Source organism: Natronorubrum amylolyticum, assembly GCF_052040145.1.
In the GTDB taxonomy this organism is placed as follows: domain Archaea; phylum Halobacteriota; class Halobacteria; order Halobacteriales; family Natrialbaceae; genus Natronorubrum.
Genome location: NZ_JBPPFW010000001.1, coordinates 432,733 through 458,278, shown reverse-complemented (window position 1 = coordinate 458,278; position 25,546 = coordinate 432,733). Strand labels below are relative to the sequence as shown.

The following is a 25,546-nucleotide window of genomic DNA, read 5'->3' as shown; positions in this document are numbered from 1 at the left end:
CGATCTAGTGACTGTCGTCGGTATGGATCTCGATCTCAGTCATCCCGTCCGGTGGGCGATCATCTACCGGGCGCTCACGATCGGTGCATTTCTGGCCGGCGTGGCGGTCGTCGCATTCGGTTTTCTCGCCGGCTTTCGAACGGCACTTCTCTTGCTCCTCGAAGATCCGTTAAATCCGGGACCTGCGATCGAACAGGCAAATCCGTCGATCACGCTGTTGTTCTGCCTGCTCGGGTTCGTCGTCTGGCGGTTCGGAACGGCCTACGCGCTCTTTTTCACGCTTCCGCGCGCATCCGGCCGAGCCGCTGCACGGCGACTCGGCTCCAAGGGACGTTCGCGCGTGACCCTCAGGAAACTCGACGAGCGACTCGCCGGCATGGAGGCCGAAATCGCGGAAGCGAGACGGGAGATACAGGCGTTAGAACGCGGCGAGACGACCACACAGTTCGACGAACACGACTACCTCGAGTCGAACGCTGTCCCCGATGCGTCGAGAGCCGAGCAGAAACGCGATGAATCGACAGGCGACTCGAGCGATCGATCCGCGTCCGAGCCGGTTTCGGCGCCTCGGTCCTCGAGCGATGCATCCGATACGAGTCGTGACGACGGTGCCGAACGCGAGGAGGGAGAGTAGTCAGACCGCGCGACCGCGCCATACTGTCTGCTGTAAGTCACTTCCGGTGGGACCGCGATCCGTCCTGCGGTCCCACCGGTACATCGTTACAGCAAACCGTATCAGGCTTCGAGAATCTCGTCCTCGTCGTCCTCGGGGACGACCAGCGAGCCGTCCAGGACGGTCACGCCGCGTCCGCCGACTTCTACTGCGCTCCCGACGCGAGCCCGAACCAGCCCCGGACGGTCGACGTAGTGGCCCTGCTCGAGGCGGAGTTCGTCGGGGAAGTCGTCGTCGAACGCGCCGAACCGGTCGAGATACGCGCTGACGGAGCCGCTCGCGGTGCCGGTAACCGGATCCTCGGGCACGCCGGCTCCCGGGGCGAACATTCGGCCGTGGAGCGTCGACTCGCGGTCGAGCGCGTCGAACGTGAAGAGGTAGATCCCGGTGGCGTCGACCTCCTCGGTCAACTCCTCGATCGCGTGCATATCGGGATCGGCGCTCCCGAGGTCCGAGAGGTAGGTGATCGGGACGATCAGGAAAGGAAGGCCCGTCGAGGACACCGCGAGCGGAATGTCGTCACTCGCCCCTTCGAGGGCCGCCTGACCGACACCGAGCGCGTCGGCGACGCGGTCGTAGCCGACGTCGACCTCGCGAATGTGAGGGGTGTCCTGTGTCATCCAGACCGTGCCGTCCGACTCGAGTTCGATCTCGAGTTCCCCGACGTTCGTCTCGAGGGTGTACGTGCCGGCCTCGAGTCCCTCGTCGTGGAGGTGGGCGAAGCTGCCGATCGTCGCGTGGCCGCAGAGGTCGACCTCCTGTGTCGGCGTGAAGTAGCGGATGCCGTAGTCGGCGGTCTCGCTCGAGCGAAGAAACGCCGTCTCGCTGACGGCCATCTCGGCGGCGATCGACTGCATCTGGTCGTCTGAGAGTCCGTCGGCCTCGGGGACGACGCCGGCGGGATTCCCCGCCATCGGCTCGTCGGTAAAGGCGTCGACCTGCAAGATCCGAATCGTGTCCATACCACCTCCGTGGGACGAACGACGTATCAATCTGCTGTCCTCGGTATCGCCGCGACCGTCGACTTCGGACTGCACAGTACGTCGACGGTTCTCAGTCGTCGCCGGCCTGCTCGACGGACCGACTCTCGTCCCCGATCGTCGACAGCCCGTCCGAGTCGTGCGTCCCGACCGGTGGACGGTTCACCTCGGCTGCGGGGGTGGCCTCGAGATCGGTGGTCGACTCGAGTCGCTCCATTTCCCCGTCCTCGCGCGGCTGGTCAGATCCCTCCGGGCTCTGACTGCTTCGAGAATCGCGGCGCGATTCTCGAACGTCTTGGTCGATCCGCATCGAACAGAACTCGACGCCGCACATCGAGCAGAAGCGGGCCTCCTTGTAGTTGTCCTCGGGAAGCGTCTGGTCGTGATAGTCGCGGGCGCGGTCGGGATCGAGCGCGAGGCCGAACTGCTCGCGCCACTCGAAATTATAGCGAGCCTCCGAAAGGGCGTCGTCCCAGTCGCGCGCGCCGGGGCGTTCGTTCGCGACGTCGCCGGAGTGGGCGGCGATTCGGTAGGCCGCGAGTCCGTCACGGACGTCCTCCTCGTCGGGGAGCCCGAGGTGCTCTTTCGGGGTAACGTAGCAGAGCATCGCCGCGCCGGCCTCGGCCGCCATCGCAGCCCCGATGGCGCTCGTGATGTGGTCGTAGCCGGGCGCGATGTCGGTCACGAGCGGGCCGAGGACGTAGAACGGGGCGCCGTCACAGACCGCCTGCTGGCGCTCGACGTTCTCGGCGACCTTGTGCATCGGAACGTGACCCGGCCCTTCGACCATCACCTGCACGTCGTGCTCCCAGGCGCGACGGGTCAGTTCGCCCAAGGTGTCCAACTCGGCGTACTGGGCCTCGTCGCAGGCGTCGGCCAGACAGCCGGGCCGGAGACTGTCGCCCAAACTGAAGGTGACGTCGTGTTCGGCGAAGATCTCGCAGATGTCGTCGTACACCTGAAACAGCGGGTTCTGCTCGCCGTGGCTCTCCATCCACGATGCCATAATCGACCCGCCCCGGGAGACGATTCCCGTTTTCCGGCCGTCGGTCAGCGGCAAGTGCTCCGCGAGGATTCCGGCGTGGATCGTCATGTAGTCGACGCCCTGTTCGGCCTGTTTCTCGATGACCTCGAGCAACAACTCCGTCGTGAGTTCCTCGGGACCTCCCGCCCGCTTTACCGCCTCGTACAACGGGACCGTGCCGATCGGCACCGGCGAGTGGTCGACGTGCGTTTCGCGGATCTCGTCGAGATCGCTCCCCGTGCCGAGATCCATCACCGTGTCCGCGCCGTAGTGAACCGCAGTGTGGAGCTTTCGTAACTCCTCCTCGAGGTCGCTCGTCGTCTCGCTGTTGCCGATGTTCGCGTTGACTTTCGTCGCGAACTCGCGGCCGATGATCATCGGATCGAGCGCGTCGTGATTGACGTTCGCCGGAATCACGGCCTGCCCCTCGGCGACCTGTTCCCGGACGAACTCCGGCTCTCGGTTCTCGCGTTCGGCGACCCGTTTCATCGCGTCGGTAACCGTCCCCTCGCAGGCGGCTTGGATCTGTGTTTGCGCCATCGATAACTAGGTTGTATCATCGAGTTATATAGCTCTGACGTTGGCCGTAGATCGCGTGAACGAACACCGGCAGCACGCTGTCGAAACTCAGCGCGGAAGATGTACAGATTTGTATGCGAACGGCGTATCCGTGCGTCTAATGCCCGAGACGCCGGACCAGCCAGTCGCCCAGCGCGCCTATGAGGAACTCGCGGCGGGGTACGACCGCGAGGGCGATACGAAGCCGTCGAACGCCTATCTCGAACGGCCGGCAACGCTCTCCTTGCTCCCCGAGACCGAGGGGAAACGCGTTCTCGACGCCGGATGCGGTGCCGGTCACCTCGCGGACGAACTCGCCGATCGCGGTGCGGCCGTCGTCGGTCTCGACGCGAGCCGCGAGATGCTCGCGTACGCACGAGAACGGGTCCCCGACGCCGACTACCTTCGGGCTGATCTCGAGGGAGAGCTTCCGTTCACTGACGACGCGTTCGACGGCATCGCCAGTTCGCTGGCGTTGCACTACGTAGAGGAGTGGATACCGCTGTTTCGTGAACTCCGACGGGTACTGACTCCCGGCGGCTGGATCGTTTGCTCGGTGCAACATCCCCACGCGGACTTCGAGGAGTACGACGACGCCGAGAACTATCACGAACTGGAACTGGTCTCGGCGACGTGGGATTCGTTCGGTACCGAGGTGGAGGTTCCGACGTACCGCCGCCCGCTCTCCGCGATGCTTTCCCCCGCGCTCGAGGCCGGGTTCCGGCTCGACCGATTGCTCGAACCGACGCCGACGGAAGCGTACCGCGAGGCGAACCCGGAACGGTACGCGTACGAGGCGACTCGTCCGAACTTCCTCTGTTTTCGCCTCGTCGCACCATCCTAACACACTGCTGAGGTCCGTCGCACGCGTCTGACTTCTTACTCGAGCGTCCCGACGGGCCCACCACGAATACGAACCGTCAGCGAGTCGTCGACGTCGTCGGGAACCGAGACGAGAATACTCGCCGTCGCCCGTCCTCGAGACCCACCGCCGTCGCCGTTCTCAGGGATCGTAACCGTCGTCCGTTCGTCCTCGATGGCGAGCCAGTACGTCCCGGGCTCGGCACCGACGGTGACCACGGCTTCGACGCGCTCGCCGGGCCGAATCCGGTCCTCGAACCGAATCGACTCGAGCGAGAGCGACGAGTGCTCGAGGTCGACGGAGACGGTGTGATCGAGCGTCGTCGTGTGGACGGTGATCTCATCACTTCCGCCGTCACCACCGTTCACGTCCGGCTCCGCCGTCAGAATCTCGACGCCGAGTTCGGACTCGACCAGCCCGATCCGGTTGCAGATCGTTTGCTCGGCAGAGCCGGCGAAGAGCAGGCCGACGAGCGCGCCGTCCGGTGTGAACACCGGCGACCCGCTATCGCCGCCCTCGGACATCGGGCCGGTGACCAACTGCTCGCGAAGCAGTACTGGGCCGTGGTCCTCGCCGAAGTTCACGCGGACGCTGGCGCTTGTCGCCTCGATTTCGGCGCTCGTGACGCCCGTCGTGCGGCCCGTTTTCGTCACCGTCTCGCCACGCAGTGTCTCGTAGTCCTCGCGGCGAACGCCGGTCGGCCACGCATCCTCGAGTTCGACGTAGTCGGCCGCGTCCCGATCCGGGCCGGCCGACCGGGCGGCGACGTCGACCCGAACGCCCTCCTCGATGGGGACGTAGCCGACGAGTTCGCCAACGGCGTCGTCCTCGGTGCCGCCGTCGCGGGGCGAGGGCTGGCGGATCGGCGCGCCGGGGTCCGCTTCGTTCGATCGGGCGTAGACGTGGTTGTTCGAGAGGCGAACGAGATCGCCGGACTCGATGTCGTCGCGCCAGACGGTGTCCCCGTCGTCGGGATCGGTCACTCGAGCCGGATACGGCCCGGCGGTTCCCGCCGTCAGGTTCGCGTTGCTCTCGCTGACGCCCGCGGGGACGGGTCGGTGGCGGCCTTCGCGTCCGGGTGCGGCTTCGGGGACCGTCTCGTACATCGACAGCGCATCGAACCCCTCGCGCTCCTCGCCGTAGCCCGCATCGACGACGTCGATGGTCACGTCGTCGCCCGCGTCGGCCACGCGCTTTGCGACGTGGTCTTCGTCGGCGAGACAGTCGTCTGACTCCTTCTGGGTGACGAAGACGGTCACTCGGTCCTCCCGCTCGTCGTAGTCGACGCCGATCACGTTCTTGCACTCGAGGAGATACTCGTAGTCCTGGGTGGTTGGCATGGGCTATTGCACCGTTCTACACAATATCCTAACCAGTGCGTATTGAATTTAACCGAGAACGACACGCAGTGAGGACGGCGGGTTTCAGCCCACTTATGAGCATCGCCACCCTGCGACCGAACAGGTGCCAACAGATGTCCGATCTACCGGACGATTTCGACTGTACGATCACTACCTGGGAGTACATCTACGGCCTCTGTCGCGACGTCAGCGACGAGGTTCGCGACGACGCGTTCGAGCCCGACGTCGTCGTCGCGCTCGCCCGCGGGGGCTGGTTCGCGGGCCGTTGTCTCTGTGATTTCCTCGGACTGGACGACCTGACGAGCCTAAAGATGGAACACTACGTCGGGACCGCCGAGAAGAGCGGCGAACCGACCGTCCGCTACCCCATGCCGGAGGGCAGCGTCGAAGGGAAGGACGTCCTCATTATCGACGATATCGCCGACACCGGCGGCTCCATCGAGCGCGCCCACGAGTACGTCACCGACCGGGGCGCCGGCGAGGTTCGAACCGCGACGCTCCAGTTGCTCGGAACCAGCGAGTTCGAACCCGACTACGTCGGCGAACACTTAGACGAGTGGACCTGGATCGTTTACCCCTGGAATTTCATCGAAGACATGATCGATCTCATCTCCGGCGTGATGGATCAGGCCGAACAGGAGTCGTTCACGCAGGAAGAGATCCGCCACTATCTCGCCGAGTTCCACGGCATCGATCGCATCGAGATGGAGATCGCTCAACCGGATCGCGTTCCGGAAGTGCTAAACGAGATGGAGCGACGCGACGTCCTCGAGTCCGCCGGACCGGGCGAGTGGACGCTCGGCGACGACTGACGGCGTCTACGCGCCGAGCGGATTGCCTGGCGGATCGACTGGATCCGAACGCGCCCGTAGCGCCGTGACTCGAGACGGCCGCGTTCGACTCGAGACCGGACGAGCTTACGGCGACCCGAGCGAGGGCGGAACCTCGAAGGCGACGACTTCGTGGCGCGTCTCCAGGTGGTGATCGGTGCCGATCGCCGTCGCGCGCTCGCGACCGTCGGCCGCGTGTTCGAACGAGCAGCTCTCGCACGTCACGAGGTACTGCTTCGGTCCGTCGTCCACATCGGTTGACTCCCTGTTCGTGAGCATACGCTCTCGTACACCACCACCCTGCTTGAGGCATCTTCCAAACAGATTAGGGTTGAAGGAAAAGCAGTACGTGTTCGCAGTTGAGAGGTGGTGCCATCGCATCGATTCCGGCTATCGGTTTCGACACCGTTTCGAACGGATAGATACCGAATCCAACGCGTTCGTTACTCGGCGACGGATTCGGCGTCGCTCGAGTCGGTCGCTCCCGTCATCGAATCCGTCCCGTCGTCGCCACCATCGTCGAGCAGCGACTCCTTCCACGTGCCTCGTGTGAACCACGCGACGGCGGCGATCGCGCCGACAATATCACCGATGATGACGCCGGTCCAGATCCCCGTCGTTCCCCAGCCGGCGACGAAGATCAGGTAGTACGTGACCGGCACGCGAACGACCCAGAGACCGAGGACCGCGAACGCGAGCGCCGTCTTCGTGTTCCCAGCGCCCCGGAACGCGCCCTGAATGACCTGCATGACGCCCATGAAGACGAACGCGAACGCGGCAAACTGGAGGTAGGTGACGCCGTATGCGAGCGTCTCGGCGCGGCCGGCCTCCTCGGCCGTGAGGAACACCGCGACGAACGGCTCCGGGAAGAGGAAGGCGAGCGCGCCGGCGACGAACATGATCCCCGCGACGACGCCCGAGGCGATCCACGTCGCCTTCTCGGCCCGCTCGGCCTTGCCAGCGCCCAGGTTCTGGCCGACGATCGAGTCCGTCGCCTGTCCCACCCCCATCGCCGGCAGGAACGCGAGCGAGATCAGCCGGTTGCCCAGCCCGTAGGCCGCGACGACCGCCGGCGGGAAGGTGACGACCATCGCGGTCATACCGACCAGCGCCAGCGCCGTCATCGACTGCTCGAGCGCCGTCGGGACTCCTAGCCGGGTGATTTCGGAGACGTACTCGAGGCGCGGGCGAAGGTGGCCGAACTCGATGTCGGGACCGACGTCCGTGTAGTACAGCAGGTAGAACCCGATCAGCGTCGCGATCCCTCGAGAGATCACGGTTGCGACGGCGGCGCCGGCGATCTCGAGGCGGGGGAGCGGCCCGACGCCGAAGATGAGCAGCGGGTCGATCACGAGGTTGATGACGACGCTGATGAACATCACCCGCATCGGCGCGCGGGTGTTGCCGTAGCCCCGCATGAGCGCGGCGAAGACGAAGAAGCCGAAGACGAAGGGCACGCCGAGGAAGAAGATTTGGAGGTAGTCGGCCGCCAGCGGGAGGATCGCCTCCCGGGTGTCGCTGTCGGCGGGGAGGACGTCGAGCATCGGCTGGGTCGCGAAGTAGCCGATAATGCCGAGGACGACCGCGATGATCGAGATGAACGAGATGGTCTGGCCGGCGATCAGGCCGCCCTTCCCGCTGTCGGCACCCGTGTGCTGGGCGATCAGGATCGCGCCGGCCGTCGTGAAGCCGGCTCCAACTGCGATCACCAGAAAGAGGAGCGGAAAGGCGAGGCTCACCGCACCCACGGCGTCGGGCGAGAGCGCGCCGAGCCAGAAGGTGTCGCCGACGTTGTAGGCGACCTGCAGGAGCTGGATGACCACGAGCGGCCACGCCAGCTTGAACATCGGCCGGACGAGCGACCCCTCCGTGAGGTCACTCTCGTCCGGCGACTCACCGGAGGACATACTACCTGCCTATCGCTCGACTTACTTGTTTTCTCGTGAGGTGTGATATCGACAACCACTATCGTACACACACACTAATACGAGTCGCCGTCGTCGAAGGCCCGCTCGACCTCGAGTGCCGTCGTCTCGTCGTGGAGGTCGACGCGACGGACGATCTCGGTTCCGGGTGTGTCACCGGGTTGCTGGTTGTATGCGGTATCACCGACCGGGTCTGCCCGTTCTGCCCCGTCCCTCGAGTCCGCCGACCCGCCCGCTCCGTCGACGGTCGATCCGGGCGCGGACTCACGCGTCTCTCGCGATTCGGAGCCACTCGCCCCGTGCGGATCGATGTCGAGACAGTCCGGACAGAACTCGTTGTGTCCCCACGCGAGCGTGTGAACCGGTACCCCGAGAACGACGAACTGGCGCGCGTAGCGACGGTGCGTTCCGTCCTCGACCATCGCCTTACAGCGAACGCACTGCCGCTGATCCGACTCGAAGCGCTCGTCTTCGAATCGGTACTCGATCCCGAACGTGTGAGCTGGATACAGCGGCAGTCCCTGAAGCGTCCAGAGGACGAACAGCGTCCCGAAAAAGCACGCCATCGAGAGCCAGACCGCGGTACTCGAGTCGACGAAGACGAACGGGCCGACGAGCGATCCCGCGAGGGCCCCGACCGGGAGCACTCGCCGCAGGAGCGCGAACGTCTCGACGCGGACGCGAAACGCCGCGTCGTCCGGTCGCTCGTCGGTTGGCCTGGACATCGACTCGACGTTCGAACGGTGCTCGGTAAACGTTTGTGGCAGTTCCGCACTCGAGTCGATCCGTCACTGTGCGATCTGCGCTGTCTTCGTCCGCGATCAGTCCGCAATCGCTTCGGTCGCTTCCGTCTCGACCGTCGCGTCCTGGACCCAGAGGTCGCCGAACAGTTCGTCCTGCTCGAGACGCACCCGGCCCCGGTGGGCAAGAAAGAGGAGCGCTAGGTAGGTCATCACGCGCGTGCCGCCGATGGCGTCAATTTCGGCGTACAGAACCTCCTCGCGGCCCTGCTCGTACTGGGACTCGAGTTCGGATTCGACGTCGTCGATGACGGCCTCGATGTCCTCCTCGTGGGTCGTGTGCGTGACGTCGTCGCTCGTCGGCTCGTCGTCCACCCGGAAGTCGTCGCCCGAGTGGTAGTTCAGCTCCTGCATTCCGCGGTCGTAGCCCCGCGGGGAGTCGCTGGTGTCGTAGGTCCGGGACTCCTTCCACCACGTTCCGCGTTCGGCCCCGCGCAGTTCCCGCACCAGTTCGTCGAGCGTTTCGGGCTTCCCGCGGGCCTGCTTGCGCTCGAGGCGGCGCTCCATCTCCGCCTCGAGGCCCTCGACGGGGTCGAAGCCGGGCGGGCCGCCATCGCTGCCGTCCTCGCCGCCGTCCATCGGTCCTTCGTCGGCGAACGGCGCCTCCCACGGTGGGAGCTCCTCCTCGTCGGGTTCGTCCGGGGCGAACAGCTCGTCGCTTTTCATCCGCAGGAGGACGCTCGCGTAGAACAGCGCTCGGCCCGAGGTGCGGAGATCCGCGTCCTCGATCGCCTCGAGGAACTTATCCGTCACCGCGACGATGTCGATGTCCCAGGGGTCGATTTCGCCGTCCTTGGCGAGCTGGACCAGCAGCTCGACGGGTTCGACCTCTTCCTCTCCCTCGTCGGACTCCTCGCCGATTTCGTCCTCACTGCTCGCGGCGATTTCGCCGTCTTCGGAGAACTCGAGGACCGATTCGCCGGCGTCCGGTGCTCGGTGATCGGTGCTCGAGTCCGACGACTCGCCCGGCGGCTCCCGATCCTCGTGGCCCGCAATGTTCAGCGGGATATCGTCTTTCCCGCCGTCCGTATAGAACTCGTCCTCGGGCTGGTCGCTCGGCTCTCCGTTCGCGTCGCCCTCTGTTCGCATAGTCGAGGACCTCGCCGTCGTTTCTGGCTCCTCGGGCCGTTCGCTTCGCTCACGGTTCGCTCCGCTCTCCGTTCGCGTATCCGAGGACCCCGTCGTCGCTTTCGGCCCCTCGGGCCGTTCGCTCTGCTCACGGTTCGCTCCGCTCTCCGTTCGCGTATCCGAGGACCCCGTCGTCGCCTCAGGCTCCTCGGGCCCCTCGCTAGTCACTCGCCGGCACCTCCTCACCCTCGCCGGACCCGTCGCTCAGGTCGATTCCCGTCACCGCGCTGACGTTGTCCTGTTGCATCGTGACGCCGATGGCTCGCTCGGAGCGGTCGAGCATGGCGCTGCGGTGGGAGACGACGACGAACTGGGCCTTCTCGGAGAGTTCGTCGACCATCTCGCCGATCCGGTCGGCGTTGACGGCGTCGAGGAAGGCGTCGACCTCGTCTAACGCGTAGAACGGCGCCGGGTTGTGCCGCTGGATGGCGAAAATAAAGGCGAGCGCCGTCAGGGACTTCTCCCCGCCGGACATCGCGTCGAGTCGCTGAATCGGCTTGTCGCCCGGCTGGGCCTTCATCGTCAACCCGCCGTCGAACGGGTCGTCCTCGTTCTCTAAGTGCAGCGTCCCGGTTCCCTCCGAGAGCTTCTCGAAGATCTCCGTGAACTGGGCGGCGATCTCGTCGTAGGAGTCCATGAACGTCCGCTTCTTCTGGGTCTCGTACTGTTCGATCCGATCGCGGATCCCCTCGGCCTCCTCGACCAGCGTCGCCCGCGCGTCCTCGAGTTCCTCGAGATCGCTCCGGACGTCGTCGTACTCGTCGATCGCGAGCATGTTGACGGGCTCCATCGCCTCCATGTCGGCGGTGAGGTACTCGATCATCTCGAGGACCGTCTCGTGGTCCGGCACGTCCTCGGGGTCGTAGTCGCCGACCTCGCTCTCGAGGCTCTCGATCTCCCACTCGAGGTCGCCGACTTTGCTGCGGGTGTTTTCGAGCTTGCTCTCGACGGCGTTGACCCGGTCCTGTTGCTGGTCGCGACTCGTCCGAGCCTCGGAAAGCTCCTCCTTCAGGTCGCCGCGCTCGTCTTTCAACTCCGCGAGTTCGTCCTCTAAGTCCGCGACGGCCTCGTGTTTGTCCTCGAGCGTCTCGCGTTTGTCCTCGATCTCCGCCTCGTACTCCTCGATCCGGTCTTCGTGCTCCGCCGTGCGGTTCTGGGCCGTCTCGATGTCGTCGTGGAGGTCCTCGATGGCGTCCTCGGCGTACTCCTTCTCCAAGCTCAGTTCGTTGAGCTTGCTGTCGATGTCCGAGATGCGGTCCTCGCGCTCGTCGATCTCGGCTTCTAACTCTTCGATCTGTGCGGTGAGTTCCGGAATCTTCGAGTCCGCGAGTTCGGTCTCGAGTTCGTCGATATCCGCTTCGATCGCCTCGACTGCGGCGGTCTTTTCCTCGATCTCGCCCGAGATCTCGGTCATCCGTTCGTCGACGGACTCGCGTTCGTCCTCGAGCTCCGCGAGGTCGTCCTCGAGCGTCTCGATCTCCTCCTCGACGGACTCGCGTCGCTCCGCGAGGCTCTCGAGGCTGCTCTCGATCGAACGCACCTCGTCGGCCGCGTCGGTCTTGCGGTCGCGGGCGTTGTCGAGTCGCTCCTCGACGCCGCGCAGCTCCTCGCGTAGTTCCTCGCGTTCGTCCTGCAACTCGGTGATCTGTTTCGCGACGCGCTCGAGTTGGCCCTCGCCGCCGCCGGTGAAGGAGTAGCGTGAACCGCCGCCGGAACCGCCGGTCATCGCGCCGCTCTTCTCGACTAAGTCGCCGTCGAGGGTGACCATGCGATAGTCGCCCATGTACGAGCGGGCGGTCTCTAAGTCCTCGACGACGAGCGTATCGCCGAGCACGTACGAGAAGACGCCGCTGTACTGCCCGTCGAAGTCGACCAGGTTGTACGCGAAGTCGACGACCCCGGGATCGCTCGGCGCGTTGGGCAGCCGACGCTGGCTCATGTCCGTCATCGGCAGGAACGTCGCCCGACCCGCGTTGCGCGACTTGAGGTGGTCGATACACTGCTGGCCGATGACGTCGTCGTCGACGACCACGTTCGCGAGTCGACCGCCCGCCGCGGTCTCACAGGCGACGGCGTACTCGCCGGCAACGGTGCCCAACTGGGCGACCGCGCCGTGGACCCCGTTGATCCCCGCGTTGAGGATCGTCGTCACCGCACGACCGAAGGAGGAGTCGCCGCTCTCGCCCGCGTTGGCCTCGAGTTCGGCGTACTCCTGTTGTTTCGCCTGGATATCGTCGTCGACGTCGTCGACATCCGACTGGAGGCGTCGCTTTTCGTCCTTGAGGTCGTCGACGACGCCCGCGATATTCGCGCGGTTCTTTTCGGCCTTCTCGAGTTCTCGCTCGAGTTCGGAGCGCTTGCTCTCGATCTCGGGAATCTCCTCGCGGCGCTCTTCGATCGTCTCCTCTTTCTCGCCGATTTCGTTCGACCGTCGACGCGCCTCGTCCAACAAGCGGTCCTGCTCGCGCTGGAGGTCGTTTTTGGTCGTCTTGGCCTCCTCGAGATCGTCCTTCCGCTCGGATAGATCCGCTTTGAGCTCGTCGAACTCGGTGTCGACGGCGTCGATCTCGGCCTCGAGCTCGTCGCGTTCGGTCTCGCGCTCTTGAATCTCGCTCGTGATCGAGGCCTTCTCGAGTTTGTGCTCGCGCATCTCGTCGCCGAGCTCCTCGATCGTCTCCTGTTTGCGGTCGATCTGGACGAACGCCTCGCGGCGGTTGGATTCCGCCTCCTCGATCGCCTCCTCGCTGGCTTCGATCTTGTCCTCGAAGCGGGAAATCTCGCCTTTGATCTCCTCGATCTCGCTTTTGATTCGCAGCTGCTCGTCCTCGCCCTTGCGCTCGATCTCGGCGTTCAAATCCTCGAGGTCCTCCTGCAGGCGGAGCACCGTCCCTTCGCGCTCGTCGAGTTCCCGCTGGAGCTCTTCGAGATCTTCGGCGAGCCCCTCGGCTTTCGACCGGGCAGCGTCGAGGTCCGCGCGCTTCTCCTCGAGTTCGCTGGCCTTCTTGTACCCCTCGTACTCCTCCTTCTCGCGGCGGAGCCGGCGGTACCGAAGCGCTTCCTGGCGTTCGTCCTCGAGCTGGGTGAGTCGGTCTCGCTTCTCCTCGATGCGCAACTCGGCCTCGTCGATTCGCTCCTCGACGACCTCGAGTTCCCCGAACGCGTCCTCCTTTTTCGCGTCGAACTCGGCGACGCCGGCGATCTCGTCGATGATCTGCCGGCGTGCGTGGGGCGTCATGTTGATGATCTCGGTCACGTCGCCCTGCATGACGACGTTGTACCCCTCCGGCGTGACGCCGGCCTGTGCGAGTAAGTCCTGTATATCCGAAAGGTTGACCGAGCGGTCGTTGAGGTAGTAGTACGAGTAGTAGTTGTCCTCGGTCTCCTTGACCCGGCGGCGGATGCGAATCTCGTCGACGTCGCCGACGTCGTCGCTGCCGGCGGCGTTGACGACCTGCGTCCGCTCGAGGGTGTGATCGGAGTTATCTAAAATCACTTCGACGGTCGCCTCGCGCGGGCCGCCGGAGTCGTTGCCGTCCTCGTGACCGGGGTTGTAGATGAGATCAGTCAGCTTCTCCGCGCGGATCCCGCGCGTGCGGGCCAGTCCGAGCGCGAAGAGGACGGCGTCGATGATGTTCGATTTCCCGGAACCGTTCGGTCCCGTGACGACCGTGAAATCCTCGTAAAAGGGGATCTTCGTCTTTCGGCCGAAGCTCTTGAAATTGTCCAGAACGAGTGCCTTGATATACATTCTCTTCTCGAGCCCTCCGTCTCTCCCGGGGATCGTGACGAGTTTCGTCGCGGGGTCGGCTGCCGTCGATACCGTCGACGGTCGACCGGGGCCGCGCCGTCGCCACGCAGTTATGCGACAATAATGTCGTCGCTACCTGAGTCTTCCGCTTCGTCCTGGGCCGTCGCCTCTTCGCTGTCGGCGTCGGCCGCGGCTTCCGCGACCTCGTCCGGTGCAGCTTCCTGTGTCACGTCCTCTGCCGACTCCGCGTCCTTGCCGCCGCGTCGCTCGGGTACGCGTGTCGGCGACTCGGTGTCGAGTTCGGCCTCGAGCACGCGAATTCGCTCCTTGGATTCAATGAGTTCGTCCGTCAGCCCTTCTACCGTCGACTCGAGTTCCGCAACCGTCGATTCGAGTTCCTCGACGCGATTTTTCGACATATCTCCTAGGGGTCCGTCCGGCCACATAAACGTACGTCAGACAAAATTAATTTGGCTGGTACATTCTGCCTGGCTGACGATCGGATCGCCGTTCGATCGATACTACTGTTCCGGACCGGTAGTGAGGACAGGTGAGACGATTAGTTATCGTCTTCGCGCCACTTGTGCTCGCACTCCGAACAGATGAAAAAGCGCGTCTCGCTCTCGTCGGCCGATCGAATCTGTTGCATGTACCAGTAGGCCCGGTCGTGACCGCACTCGGGACAGAGCGCGTCGGTCTCCGGCAGGGAGGTCTCGCCGGAGGACTCGATAATCTCGCCGGCCTCCTGGTCGTCCGTCACGATGTACTCGTCCGCGTCACCTTTCGGCTTCGTAAAGCCACAGCTGCCACACTCCCACAGCCCGTCGTCGGCTTTCATCATCGAACCGCATTCGTCGCAAAATTCCATTAGTGTCCGGCCTACGTCGGCCGAGAGACTTAAGCGACCCGTTTGGAGCCATCGGGGAATCGATCCGAACACGATCGAGGGCGAACATGATCGCAATTCGCAGTCGTGAACGCGAGCGAACTCACTGTGGCACTCGGGCGTCGAACCCATGGTAGCCGCTCTCAGAACGCCGGACGGAAATCCGATTTTTATATACCCGGTCGTGGTAGCCCCGGCTATGTTCGGAACGAGCGGAATTCGCGGGGCGGTGGGCGAGGAGGTAACGGCCGAACTGGCGCTCTCGGTCGGCCGTGCGCTGGCATCCGAGGGGTACGAACGCGTCGTCGTCGGCCGCGACGTCCGCGAGAGCGGGACGATGCTGGTCGATGCGCTCAGCGCCGGGATCCGGGAGTGTGGCGGCGACGTGTTCGAGATCGGGATCGCGCCGACCCCGACCATCGCCCGCGGCGTCGACTGGCTCGACGCGGACGCGGGCGTCGTGATCACTGCCTCGCACAACCCGAAGACCGACAACGGAATCAAGCTCTGGTCGCCCTCCGGCCAGGCGTTCGACACCGAGCGCCGCGCGGCGATCACGGACCGGGTCGAGAACGAGCGCTACGACCTCGAGCCCTGGGACGGGATCGGCGACCGGAAACGACGTGAGGGACTGCTCGAGCGACACGCCGAAACGATCATGAATACCGTCGACGACCTCTCCGGACTCGACGTCGTGATCGACGTCGGCAACGGCGCGGGCAGCGTGACGGCGGAGGCGCTGGTCGACCTCGGCTGCGAGGTGCGAACGCTGAACGCCCAGCAGGACGGCCGCTTCCCGGGCCGGCCGAGCGAACCGAACGAGGAGACGCTCGAGGATCTCCAGCGGTTGGTCGGCGCAACGGATGCGGACCTCGGAATCGCCCACGACGGCGACGGCGACCGCATGGTGGCGGTGGACGAACGCGGCCGGTTCGTTCCGAAAGACCTCCTGCTCGCGCTGTTCGCTCGGGAGATGGCCGGCGACGGCGACCGGATCGCCGCGCCGGTGGATACGAGCCTCGCGGTCGACGATGCGGTAGCGGCCGCGGGTGCCTCGGTGACGCGAACGGCCGTCGGCGACGTCTACGTCGCGGAGCGGGCGACCGAACCCGACGTCGTCTTCGGCGGCGAACCGAGCGGCGCGTGGATCTGGCCCGAGGAGACGCTCTGCCCGGACGGCCCGCTCGCAGCCGCGAAACTCGCCGCGATGACCAAACGCGCGGGCTCGCTTGCCGAGCTGGTCGACGACCTCGAGACGTATCCGATCCGCCGGACCTCGATCGACGTGACGGACAAGGCGGCCGTCATGGAGCGCGTCGAGGCGACGGTCCGGGAGCGCGACCTCGAGGTTGACGCCCTCGACGGCGTTCGAATCGACCACGGCGACGGCTGGACGCTCGTCCGTCCGAGCGGGACCGAATCGGTCGTTCGGATCACGGCCGAGGCGCGCGATCCGGAGCGAGCCGAGGAGCTGTTCGAAGACGCTCGCGAGATCGTCCTCGCGGCGACCGACGGAGGCGAACCGCGCGGGACCACCGAAACGCCGTCCGCTGAGTAGCGCCCGGTTTCCGACTCGAACGCGCGGATTCGATTCGGCGGAAGCGACACGCTCGAGCGGTCACCGTCCTTCGTGTCCGTCTTATTCTTCGGACCGGTCGATTACCGCTCGCCGGCCATCGCCGAAAAGAGCCGTTCTTCGAACTCGGGTTTGCTGATGCCGTCGGAGGGCCCGATCCCCTCCATGTGATCGACGGAGACCTGCCCGCCGCCCATCCGGGCGTGGCCGCCCGCGTTGGCCATCGGAATGTCGCTGATCGCGTGGCGCAGGGTCTCGCCCATGTGGACGCGGTCGTCCCGCGAGCGACCCGAGAGGTGGATCGTGCTGTCGTTCTGGCCGTAGACGACGACCGCCGTGACGCCCTCGAGATGCATGAGTTCGTCCGCGGCTTGGGGAATCGCGTCGGTGTTCGAGAGCGTGCCCACGTCACAGACGGCGAACGGACCTTCGACGCGTTTTTCGGTGATGGCCGTCGCTTTGACACGTAGCACGTCGTCGCTGACCTGCGGGTTGGCGATCCGATCGAGGAGATCCTCGTCGATACCCGAAAACAGCGAGGCGCAGGCGTCGAACTCGGCCCGCGAGCAGCCGTTCGTCAACCGGTTCGTATCCGACTGAATGCCGTACAGGAGCCCCGTGGCGAGCTCCTCCGAGATCTCGAACCCGTTGCCACCCTCCGCCGCCATCGTCGCGCCGAGTTCGTCCAGATACTCGACGAGGATCGTCGACGCGGCGCCGTAGTCGGTCCGAACGTCGGTGAACTCCGTCCCGGCCCCGTTGCCGGGGTGGTGGTCGACGACCGCGATCGGTTCGACGGTTTGTGACCCCGCGAAGCCCCGCGGCGTGTTGTGATCGACGAGGACGACGGCGTCGGCGGCGAGCTGCGAGCTCGATTCGATCGACTCGAGTTCAAGATCGAGAACGGTTCGGAACGCGCGATTCTCCTGGTGGCGGATCTCGCCGGCGTACTGCAGCGTCGCCTCGGTGTCGACGGCCTCGGCGATTCGGGCGATCCCCATCGCACAGGACATGGCGTCGGGGTCCGGGTTCGGGTGCATCAACACCGCGATCTCGTCGTAGTTCCCCAGCAAGCGCTGGATGCGGACGCCGGGTGGTCGACGAAACCAGCGGACGACCCACCAGCCGCCGACGACGACGGCGACGGTCGCGAGGACGAGCAGGGAGAGCACCAGCGGCTCGAGGGCCTGGAGTTCGTCGACGACGCTCTCGACCAGCAAGGCGTCGGGCTCGAGAAAGACGCTGCTGATCGAGAGGTCCCGGTCGCTCATACCCGACAATCAAAGTGAATCCCTAAGAAATTTTTCCCTCTGGCGATAGTTTATCGTCAATATCTGCGCGTATCGGCGTAGTAGCGCCGTCAGCGACCGCGATAGTCATCGATCGCGTCCCGGTATCCCTCCCGATACGTCGGGTACGCGAACTCGTAGCCCAGGTTCCGCAGTTTGTCGTTAGAACAGCGCTTACTGGTCAGAATGCGGCGCTTGCCGGCCTCGGAGACGTCTCCCGCCTCGAGTCGCTCGGCTTTCGTCTGCTTCGGCGGCTGCTCGACGTCGCACTGTTCTGCGAGCCAGTCGGCGAACACCCACTTGGAGGCGGGTTCGTCGTCGACGACCTGCACCACTTCGCCCCGTGCGAGGTCCTCTTCCAGAAGATAGCGAACGGCCCCGGCCGCATCGTCGCGGTGGACCATGTTCAGGTAGCCCTCGGTGACCGGTCCCTCGAGGTAGCGCTCGAGGCGGTAGCGACCGGGGCCGTAGAGGCCCGCGTAGCGCGCGACGGTGCCCTCGAAGCCGTACTCGGGAGGTAGCTCGAGGGCGATCCGTTCGGCCTCGGCGAGTACCTCGGTCTTTTCGGTGGTCGGATCGATCTCGGTCTCCTCGTCCACCCAGTCGCCGTCGTGGTCGCCGTGGACACCCGTCGAAGAGGTGTAGACCAGCCTGTCGGGGCTCTGATCGCGCTCGCCGAACTGCTGGATGGCCGTCCGCAGGCCCTCGACGTAGACCTCGCGGGCCGCGTCCGCGCCGCGGCCGCCGCTGCTGGCCGCGAAGACGATGGCGTCGACGTCGGGAACGGCCTCAAGCGCGTCCCGGTCGGTGACGTCCGCTTGGACGGCGTCGAATCCGGTTGCTTCGATTTCCGCGACGCCCTCGTCGGAGCGACGCACGCCGATCGCGTCGTGCCCGCGCTCGGTGAGTTGGCGGCCCAACTCGAGGCCGACGTGGCCACAGCCCAGAATTGCGACGTTCATACGTCGACTCGGGGGTGCGCGCACATAATTTCAGGGTTCGAAGCGAAAATTAGCCGTTCACTGTGTAGTCGTCGCCCGGAATCGGTCGGAGGGGCCGGGTCGACGCGCCTCAAGCCGATTCCGTGAGAGTCGGCTCGGAGTCGGCCGATTCCGCCCCAATCGAGTCGACCCGGTCGACGTACTCAGCGAGGCCGACGAATATGATCGCCCACGCGACGGCGGCGAGCGCGCCGACTGTGCCGAGGCTCGAGCCCTGTTCGACTCCCGGGAACGCGAGCGAACCGGCGGCGAAGAGGACGGCCATCGCGGCGGCCGCGTAGACGAGCGCGCGCCAGCCGGTCGGCCGGAGGGCACCCAGTAGCGCGAAGAGACCGATCGAGACCGTCGCGAACAACATGAACTCGAAGTGACCGAAGGTGACGTGCTCGTTGGTGAGCGTCGCGTGGCTCGCGTACTCGCCGACGGCGACGGTCGCCATGGCGATCGCGCCGATCCCGGCGAGTGCGATCAGCCGGCTGTCCACTCGCTCGAGGCTCGGGACGAGTTGCCGGCGAGCCGGGTGTAACGCCGCAATAGCCAGGACCGGAATCACGAAGACGAGGATCTCACCGGCCGCCGCGAGGCCAGAGGCGACGACCGTGAGGACGAACGCCGAAATCGCGAAGGCGATCGCGGCCTGGAGCGCGCCGACTCGCTTCGCCGGGCGATAGAGTTGGACGGCGATCGTCGCGGCGAACACCGTCAGCATCCCGCCGATCATCATGTGGTGCACGCGGTGGACTGGGAACGCGTAGCCGTCGGTCCAGGCGGTTCCGACCATGACCATCGATTCCCGGAGCGCGAACAGAAGGAACGCGAGGAACGCCGCTGTGATGAAATAAAAGGCGGGCTTTCGCGCGCGGTGCGCACTGTGTTCGACGGTGCCCCGAACTCGGTTGCCGGCCCCGCTGGTCGTCGACGCGAAGCTCATCGTCCCACCGCGTCGTCGCGTCCGCTCGCTACCGATACCTGCTGCTCGAGAATTGGTGGTGATCTCATCGTAATCACCACTAGTACACCGTATCAGAGCATAAACATATACAATGATTATGAAGAATGTTCCGGCGACGAGTCTGGCACCGCAATACCGCCGTCGACGCTCTCAGGGGGCGCCGTCGGCGATCACGTACTGGATGTGGACGAACTCCTCGAGCGACATCGGTGCGCGCTGTTCGAGTTTCTGCTGGACCTCCTTGGCGTCCAGTTCGATCTCGAGTTCGCTCTCGATCGAGTCGACGTCGAGGACGGCCGTCGACATCCCCAACAAGAGGTGCTCGCAGGCGATGGTCACCATCTCGTCGGGCTCGGGTTCGCCGTCTTCGAGCGATTGAATCTGGGCGACTTCCACAATGGTGAGGTCGGGCGACTCGGACTCGAGGAGCGCCTCGGCGGTCTCCCGGTCGACGTCCGTCTGCTCGGCGACGGTGTCGATCCCGTGCTGGTCGACGACGGCCCGTAGATCGTCCTCGTACTCGGCGCGGAGGTCGGCGGGCGAGTCGGGGACGGTCATCCGCTGGTCGTAGAACATACGCGACGAAACGGGAATCTCGCTGAAAGGGATTGTTATCGTAGCCACTGAAAGTCAATGCGCACCTGATCGCAAGACAGCTGTGCGATCAGTGTGTAAATCGTTTCAGTTGGTACGATATTGGCAGTGCTGGGGCCGTCCATGCGCGGGCACTGACACCCCCGTTGACTGACCCCCTCGTCCGCGAACGAGTACGTTCGTCCACCCTCGATGTAATTGTCCACCGGAACGTTCAATTACCCGTGCTTACATGAAATCCGTATGAAAGTTGCCCTGATCGGGGTTGGTCAGGCCGGTGGCAAGGTCGCTGAACGGCTCACCCGCTTCGACGCGGAGATGGGTTACGGAGCCGTCCAGGGCGCACTGGCCGTCAACTCCGCGGAAGCGGACCTCCAGTCCCTCGAGTTCGCCGACACGCTGTTGATCGGTGCGGACCGCGTCAACGGACACGGCGTCGGCGGCGACAACGAACTCGGCACCGAAGTCATGCAGTCGGACATCCAGCAGGTGCTCGGCGCGCTCGACGGCCGCGTCACCTCGAGCGCCGAGGCTATTTTCGTCGTCGCGGGTCTCGGCGGCGGAACGGGCAGCGGCGGCGCGCCGGTGCTCGTCCACCACCTCCAGCAGGTCTACGACGTGCCGGTGTACGCACTCGGCGTTCTCCCCGGTCGGAACGAGGGCGCGCTCTATCAGGCCAACGCCGGTCGATCCCTGAAGACGCTCATCCGCGAGGCTGACTCGACCCTCCTCATCGATAACGACGCGTGGCACGAACAGGGCGAGAGCATGGACGGCGCCTTCGAGACGATCAACGGCAGGATCGCCCAGCGCGTCGGCTTGCTCTTCGCCTCCGGCGAGGCCGTCGAAGGCGTCGGTGAGAGTGTGGTCGACTCGAGCGAGGTCATCAACACGCTCCGCGCAGGCGGCGTCTCGGCGCTCGGCTACGCGACCGAACTCGCGAGCGAGGACAGCGCGGAGAACATCAACACTGCGATGAGCGTCTCGCGACAGGCCCTCCTGACGGGCACGAGTCTCCCGGACGCGACCACGGCCGAAGCGGCGCTGTTAGTCATCGCCGGCGAACCCGACCGGATTCCCCGTAAGGGTGTCGAACGCGCGCGCCGCTGGCTCGAGGACGAGACCGGAAGCATGCAGGTCCGCGGCGGCGATTTCCCGCTCGACAGCGACCGACTCGGCGCGCTGGTCCTGCTCGGCGGGGCCGAACGCTCCGATCGCGTACAGGCGTTCATGGATCGCGCACGCGAGGCGAACCGGGCACAGGAACGCGAAGAAGAGCGGTCCGACCCCGCAGAACAGTTCGCGGACGACCGCCTCGAGAACCTCTTCTAGCTCCCGCCGATACGTCGGAAGGGCTTTTTCGTTCGGGTTCCGTGGGTGTGTCAATGAGTGGCGAGTGGACCGGCGGAATCGTCGACGGACACACTGACGATAGCCCGCCGACGGTCGAGGAGTGGCGGTCGGTCGCCCTCCCCGGAACGCGGGCGTCGTTCGCGGACGCGACGGAGCCGGTGGCCTACCGAACGGTGGCCTACCGAACGACGGTCGCGGATCCGCGCGCGGACGAGCGCGAGCGCGCACTGCTGGAACTTCGTGGGAACGCGTCTCGAGTCGAAATATGGTTGAACGGAACCTGCGTCGGTCACCGCGAACCGTTCGTTGGTCCGTTTCGAACCGTATTCGACCCGCAACCGGAGAACGAGTTGATCGTCGTCTGTGAGCGGTCGGGCGCGGTGGTCGACACTGGGGAGACCATCGGTGCGACCGAACACGCGACGTCCGGCGTCCCGTGGGAGGTCGACGTCGAGGCTCGATCGCAGACGTTCTGTCGCCGCCTCGAGGCCCGTCCCCGATTCACCGAGGACGGCGGCGTCATCGACCTTGAGTGCGAGGTCGACGCGGGCGAAGCGGTCGACGACGCGATCACGCTCTCGCTGCGACCGGAGGGGTTTCGCGGGAGCGCGGCGATGCAGCGGGTGCCGGTTCGGGCGGCCGCGGGCGAGCGGGTGACGGTGTCAGACACGCTCGAGATCCGAGAGCCGTCGCCGTGGTGGCCGCGGGGGTACGGTCCCCAGCATCGGTACACGGTGCGGGCGAAACTCGGCGACGACGCGATTTCGAAGACCGTCGGCTTCTGCGAGGTCTCCCGCGAGGGTGACGAGTTCCGGGTCAACGGCCGGCCGGTTCGGCTCCGCGGGTTCGCGCGGCTCCCGGGCGGCGATCCGGTCGCGGACGTCGAACGCGCCGCCGCCGCGAACGCGACGTTCCTGCGCGCGAACGGCCACGTGCCCCCGGAGTCGCTGTACGCAGCCTGCGACGAGGCCGGACTCCTCGTCTGGCAGGACGTTGCGGGAGTCGGATCGAACGACGAGCCGTCGGCCGGCGAAGCCGGCGCGCTCGCAGCGACGCTCGCGAAACGGCACGCCCACCGTCCGAGTGCCTCGATCTACGGCGTTTCTGACGAGTCGTCCGCCCCCTTTGACGGACTGTACGGGAGCGGGTTCCTGACGAAACTTCGGTTTCGCTATCGCGCGCGGCGGGCCGACGTGGATCACGGTGCAGCCGAATCGGTCGCCGATGCGGTTGCGCAGCGAGTCACGGAGACGGTCGCCGAATCCACGGACGAAGCCGCCGATGAGTCGATGTCGGGCTCTCCCGCTGTCGTCTCGAGTACCGGACCGCCGGGAACCGATCCCGACGCGACGCGGCTCTCACTCGGCTGGGAGTATCTCTCGGCCGCGGACCTCGAGTGGCTGCTCGAGCGCGAACGCATGCTGGGACGGCTCGTCGCAGGCGTCGATGCGGGATCGCTGGCCGTGGACGACGCCGATCCCGCCGAGGTTCCCGGGTTGGATACGGCGATTCTCGAGCGGCGCGTCGGAACCGACGCGGGTCTCGAGGAGTCCCAGCGCTATCAGACGGAGACGCTGAAGACGGTCGCGGAGACGCTCCGTCGCCACGGGTCGGGTCTGCTGACGGGACCGCCGCTCCGCGACCCGGCTCCCGACGGCGGGATGGGTGTCGTGAGCCACGACGGCGAGGAGAAACCGGCGTATCGCGGACTCGCTCAGTCGCTCGAGCCGGTGCAGGCGGTCCTCGATGGCCCGGCGACGCCCGGATCCGTCGGGATCACGCTCTGCAACGACACGCACGACGCGCTCGAAGCGACCGTCTCCTGGGTGGCCGACGACGACGAGGGCGAGACGACGGTCGCGGTCGATCCCCTCGAGACGGCGGCCGCTGGCACGGCCCAAATTTCCCCGACGGCGACCCGAATCGAACTGACCGTCGCGGTCGGCGATCGGCAGGTTCGTAACCGGTATCGTTTATAAGCATCTCGGAAACCATGTTACAGGCCGACACAGTCCGTGGAGGCCCCTGCTAACGGTTTTCAGGGGTTACCGTACCGGTACATTTAAATCGAAGGCGACAGTAGGTGTAGCTACCAGAACGCCACCGGGGCGCGTATCGCTCGACGATCGATGACAGGAAACTTATTCACCGAGGTTTCGCAGATCCTGAGCGAACGCTGTACACGGCCACTCGTCTCTCACCTACGACACGCACCCGACCGACGGGTACGGGTCGTACTCGAGGCGGGTGACCGGCGCTCCGGTGCGGGTATGGCACAGAGGTTTGACTAACACATGGTAGACGAATCGAAAAACATCGAACTGACAGAGGACGACCTAGCAAACAAATCGAAAGGACAGCTCATCAAGATGGCCGGACAGCTGCGAGACCGGCGAAACGAGCTGAACCAGATGGCCTCCGACCGGGCTTCCAAACGCGACGATCTTAACGCCAAGACGCGCGAGAAAGTCGACGAAGCCCAGGAACACCGCGAGAAACGCGACGAGCTCAACGAGAAGGTCCAAGAGCACAAGGACAAGCGCAACGAGCTCAACGCCGAGGCCAACGAGCTGTTCGACAAGGTCGAGAAGCTCAAATCGGACATGGAGCTCGACGAGGGCAAGGACCTCGACAAGCTCAAAGAGGAGATCGAGCAACTCGAGTTCAAACAGCAGACCGAAGTCCTCTCGAGCGAGGAGGAAAAGGAGCTCATCGAGAAGATCGAGGGCAAACGCGAGGAGTACGAAGACCGGAAGGGAAAACTCGATCAGAACGAAGATCTCGAGGAGCTCGTCGAGGAAGCCGAGGAAGTGCGATCGGACGCCTCCCAGCACCACCAGAAGGTGACGGAGCTCGCTGACAAGGCCCAGGAGCACCACAACCAGATGATCGAGGCCTATCGCGAGGCCGACGACATCCGCGACGACGCCGACGACATGCACGAGTCCTTCGTCGAGGCCCAGGAGGCCGCCGACCAGCACCACGAGGATTTCGTCCGCGTCCAGAAGCGTCTGCGCGAACTGGACAAGGAAGAAGAGCAAGAGCGCAAGTCCGAGCGCGACAAGAAGAAAGAGGAGGCCAAGGAGGAAGCCGAGGAGATTTATCAGAAGTTCAAGGAAGGCGAAACCCTCGACACCGAGGACCTGATGAAGCTCCAGAAGACGGGGCTGCTCTAGGTCGATCTCGTCTACCGGCGCAGTTGCAGTTTTCTCTCGTTTCTGGACCGCACAGCGTCTCGAAACAACGTCTGCAGCTATCGCTTCCCCGAATCGTAGACGCTGACGGACGACACGGACGTTGAGCGCAGCGACCGTCGGTGGCACGTAGCTCTCGACGCCGGGCACAGCGATCGTCGGTGAGATCAGCCGTGGACATCGGGACGCGGGACGAAGTGAGAGCCCGGTAATCGCCGCCAGATACGTACGTAGCGTACTGTCTCCGAACTGCGTATTTTCACACCGTGTGAATAGAGTGAGCTATTTTGTGCACCCGCGTTATCGACGTGATATATCAGGATCATGGAGACGAATACGCATCGTTCGGCGGAGGGGACGGCGAACCGGGAACTGCTCACCGACTTTTATGCCCGGTTTAACCACTTCGTCACGAATCGTGGTGGGCGCGCGGACGTGGGCGCGGCGCTGGCTGCCGACGTCACCTGGACGACGATGACGAGCGGCGGGCAGACGGAACAAACCTATACGGGTGTCGACGACGTTATCGAAAACGTCGCTGCGGGACCCCGCGATGGGGCGGATCACCTGCAAGCCCTTCCGGAGCGGTTCACGGAGGCGGGTGAAACCGTCGTAGTAGAGGGAGCATACGTCGGGACGGCTGACGGCACTCCGTTCGATATCGCGTTCGTTCACGTCTACGAACTCGACGACGAAACGATCCAGCGGTGTCGGGCATACACCGACACCGCACTCGAACGAGAGACGTTCGATCGCTAACACCACGTCCATGACACTGCACTCGATTTCCGACCACCGATCCGAAGTATCCA

General features: G+C 65.1%; 22 protein-coding genes. 8 read left to right on the top strand and 14 right to left on the bottom strand.

Annotation, left to right across the window (positions count from 1 at the left end; translation table 11 throughout):
- Positions 1 to 22: 22 nt before the first annotated feature.
- The gene (locus ACSFDB_RS02295; RefSeq protein WP_440769425.1) at positions 23 to 634 is read left to right on the top strand and encodes a hypothetical protein; all 612 of its coding nucleotides are present in this window, start codon (positions 23 to 25) and stop codon (positions 632 to 634) included.
- 101 nt (positions 635 to 735) lie between these two features.
- Here ACSFDB_RS02295 and ACSFDB_RS02290 read toward each other — a convergent pair whose 3' ends face one another.
- Complete coding sequence (locus ACSFDB_RS02290) at positions 736 to 1,635, bottom strand: PhzF family phenazine biosynthesis protein (RefSeq protein WP_440769424.1); 900 nt, start codon at positions 1,633 to 1,635, stop codon at positions 736 to 738.
- 91 nt (positions 1,636 to 1,726) lie between these two features.
- Complete coding sequence (gene thiC, locus ACSFDB_RS02285; RefSeq protein ID WP_440769423.1) at positions 1,727 to 3,217, bottom strand: phosphomethylpyrimidine synthase ThiC; 1,491 nt, start codon at positions 3,215 to 3,217, stop codon at positions 1,727 to 1,729.
- Between the two features lie 139 nt (positions 3,218 to 3,356).
- Between thiC and ACSFDB_RS02280 the strand changes: the two genes are divergently transcribed.
- Complete coding sequence (locus ACSFDB_RS02280) at positions 3,357 to 4,079, top strand: class I SAM-dependent methyltransferase (protein ID WP_440769422.1); 723 nt, start codon at positions 3,357 to 3,359, stop codon at positions 4,077 to 4,079.
- Between the two features lie 35 nt (positions 4,080 to 4,114).
- Here ACSFDB_RS02280 and ACSFDB_RS02275 read toward each other — a convergent pair whose 3' ends face one another.
- Complete coding sequence (locus tag ACSFDB_RS02275) at positions 4,115 to 5,437, bottom strand: chymotrypsin family serine protease (RefSeq protein WP_440769421.1); 1,323 nt, start codon at positions 5,435 to 5,437, stop codon at positions 4,115 to 4,117.
- A gap of 134 nt (positions 5,438 to 5,571) precedes the next feature.
- Here ACSFDB_RS02275 and ACSFDB_RS02270 point away from each other — a divergent pair, with 134 nt between their 5' ends.
- Positions 5,572 to 6,270: a phosphoribosyltransferase gene (locus tag ACSFDB_RS02270; RefSeq protein ID WP_440769420.1), complete on the top strand. Its 699-nt coding sequence runs from the start codon at positions 5,572 to 5,574 to the stop codon at positions 6,268 to 6,270.
- A gap of 105 nt (positions 6,271 to 6,375) precedes the next feature.
- On the opposite strand, the gene ACSFDB_RS02265 is transcribed toward ACSFDB_RS02270, so the two are convergent.
- The 7 genes from ACSFDB_RS02265 to ACSFDB_RS02235 form a co-directional block, all read right to left on the bottom strand.
- Complete coding sequence (locus tag ACSFDB_RS02265; protein ID WP_440769419.1) at positions 6,376 to 6,567, bottom strand: hypothetical protein; 192 nt, start codon at positions 6,565 to 6,567, stop codon at positions 6,376 to 6,378.
- 164 nt (positions 6,568 to 6,731) lie between these two features.
- Entirely contained in the window at positions 6,732 to 8,195 is a 1,464-nt protein-coding gene (locus ACSFDB_RS02260) for an MATE family efflux transporter (RefSeq protein WP_440769418.1), read from the bottom strand.
- Positions 8,196 to 8,269: 74 nt separating this feature from the next.
- Entirely contained in the window at positions 8,270 to 8,938 is a 669-nt protein-coding gene (locus tag ACSFDB_RS02255; RefSeq protein WP_440769417.1) for a DUF8108 domain-containing protein, read from the bottom strand.
- Positions 8,939 to 9,034: 96 nt separating this feature from the next.
- Positions 9,035 to 10,102, bottom strand: a complete 1,068-nt coding sequence (locus ACSFDB_RS02250; RefSeq protein ID WP_440769416.1) for a segregation/condensation protein A — start codon at positions 10,100 to 10,102, stop codon at positions 9,035 to 9,037.
- Between the two features lie 199 nt (positions 10,103 to 10,301).
- On the bottom strand, positions 10,302 to 13,889 hold the full coding sequence (gene smc, locus ACSFDB_RS02245; protein WP_440769415.1) for a chromosome segregation protein SMC: 3,588 nt from the start codon (positions 13,887 to 13,889) through the stop codon (positions 10,302 to 10,304).
- Positions 13,890 to 13,999: 110 nt separating this feature from the next.
- On the bottom strand, positions 14,000 to 14,308 hold the full coding sequence (locus ACSFDB_RS02240) for a DUF7518 family protein (RefSeq protein ID WP_440769414.1): 309 nt from the start codon (positions 14,306 to 14,308) through the stop codon (positions 14,000 to 14,002).
- Between the two features lie 140 nt (positions 14,309 to 14,448).
- Positions 14,449 to 14,757 (bottom strand): transcription factor S, encoded by a 309-nt coding sequence (locus tag ACSFDB_RS02235; RefSeq protein WP_440769413.1) that lies wholly within the window; start codon positions 14,755 to 14,757, stop codon positions 14,449 to 14,451.
- Between the two features lie 217 nt (positions 14,758 to 14,974).
- Between ACSFDB_RS02235 and glmM the strand changes: the two genes are divergently transcribed.
- On the top strand, positions 14,975 to 16,333 hold the full coding sequence (gene glmM, locus ACSFDB_RS02230) for a phosphoglucosamine mutase (RefSeq protein WP_440769412.1): 1,359 nt from the start codon (positions 14,975 to 14,977) through the stop codon (positions 16,331 to 16,333).
- A 101-nt stretch (positions 16,334 to 16,434) separates the two neighbouring features.
- On the opposite strand, the gene ACSFDB_RS02225 is transcribed toward glmM, so the two are convergent.
- The 4 genes from ACSFDB_RS02225 to ACSFDB_RS02210 all read right to left on the bottom strand — a co-directional run bounded on the left by ACSFDB_RS02225 (position 16,435) and on the right by ACSFDB_RS02210 (position 20,169).
- Entirely contained in the window at positions 16,435 to 17,622 is a 1,188-nt protein-coding gene (locus ACSFDB_RS02225; RefSeq protein ID WP_440769411.1) for a DHH family phosphoesterase, read from the bottom strand.
- 89 nt (positions 17,623 to 17,711) lie between these two features.
- Positions 17,712 to 18,602, bottom strand: coding sequence for an SDR family oxidoreductase (locus tag ACSFDB_RS02220; RefSeq protein WP_440769410.1), 891 nt, complete (start codon positions 18,600 to 18,602; stop codon positions 17,712 to 17,714).
- Between the two features lie 109 nt (positions 18,603 to 18,711).
- Complete coding sequence (locus ACSFDB_RS02215) at positions 18,712 to 19,572, bottom strand: hypothetical protein (RefSeq protein ID WP_440769409.1); 861 nt, start codon at positions 19,570 to 19,572, stop codon at positions 18,712 to 18,714.
- A 171-nt stretch (positions 19,573 to 19,743) separates the two neighbouring features.
- Positions 19,744 to 20,169, bottom strand: a complete 426-nt coding sequence (locus ACSFDB_RS02210; protein WP_440769408.1) for a DUF5791 family protein — start codon at positions 20,167 to 20,169, stop codon at positions 19,744 to 19,746.
- 261 nt (positions 20,170 to 20,430) lie between these two features.
- Between ACSFDB_RS02210 and ACSFDB_RS02205 the strand changes: the two genes are divergently transcribed.
- From ACSFDB_RS02205 to ACSFDB_RS02190, 4 genes are all read left to right on the top strand, one after another.
- Positions 20,431 to 21,519 carry a tubulin/FtsZ family protein gene (locus ACSFDB_RS02205; RefSeq protein ID WP_440769407.1) on the top strand — a complete coding sequence of 363 codons (1,089 nt, stop codon included), beginning with the start codon at positions 20,431 to 20,433 and terminating at the stop codon, positions 21,517 to 21,519.
- A 53-nt stretch (positions 21,520 to 21,572) separates the two neighbouring features.
- Positions 21,573 to 23,519, top strand: a complete 1,947-nt coding sequence (locus ACSFDB_RS02200) for a glycoside hydrolase family 2 protein (protein WP_440769406.1) — start codon at positions 21,573 to 21,575, stop codon at positions 23,517 to 23,519.
- Between the two features lie 315 nt (positions 23,520 to 23,834).
- Entirely contained in the window at positions 23,835 to 24,716 is an 882-nt protein-coding gene (locus ACSFDB_RS02195) for a coiled-coil protein (RefSeq protein ID WP_006092173.1), read from the top strand.
- A gap of 342 nt (positions 24,717 to 25,058) precedes the next feature.
- Positions 25,059 to 25,493, top strand: coding sequence for a nuclear transport factor 2 family protein (locus ACSFDB_RS02190; RefSeq protein WP_440769405.1), 435 nt, complete (start codon positions 25,059 to 25,061; stop codon positions 25,491 to 25,493).
- The last annotated feature ends 53 nt before the right edge of the window (positions 25,494 to 25,546 follow it).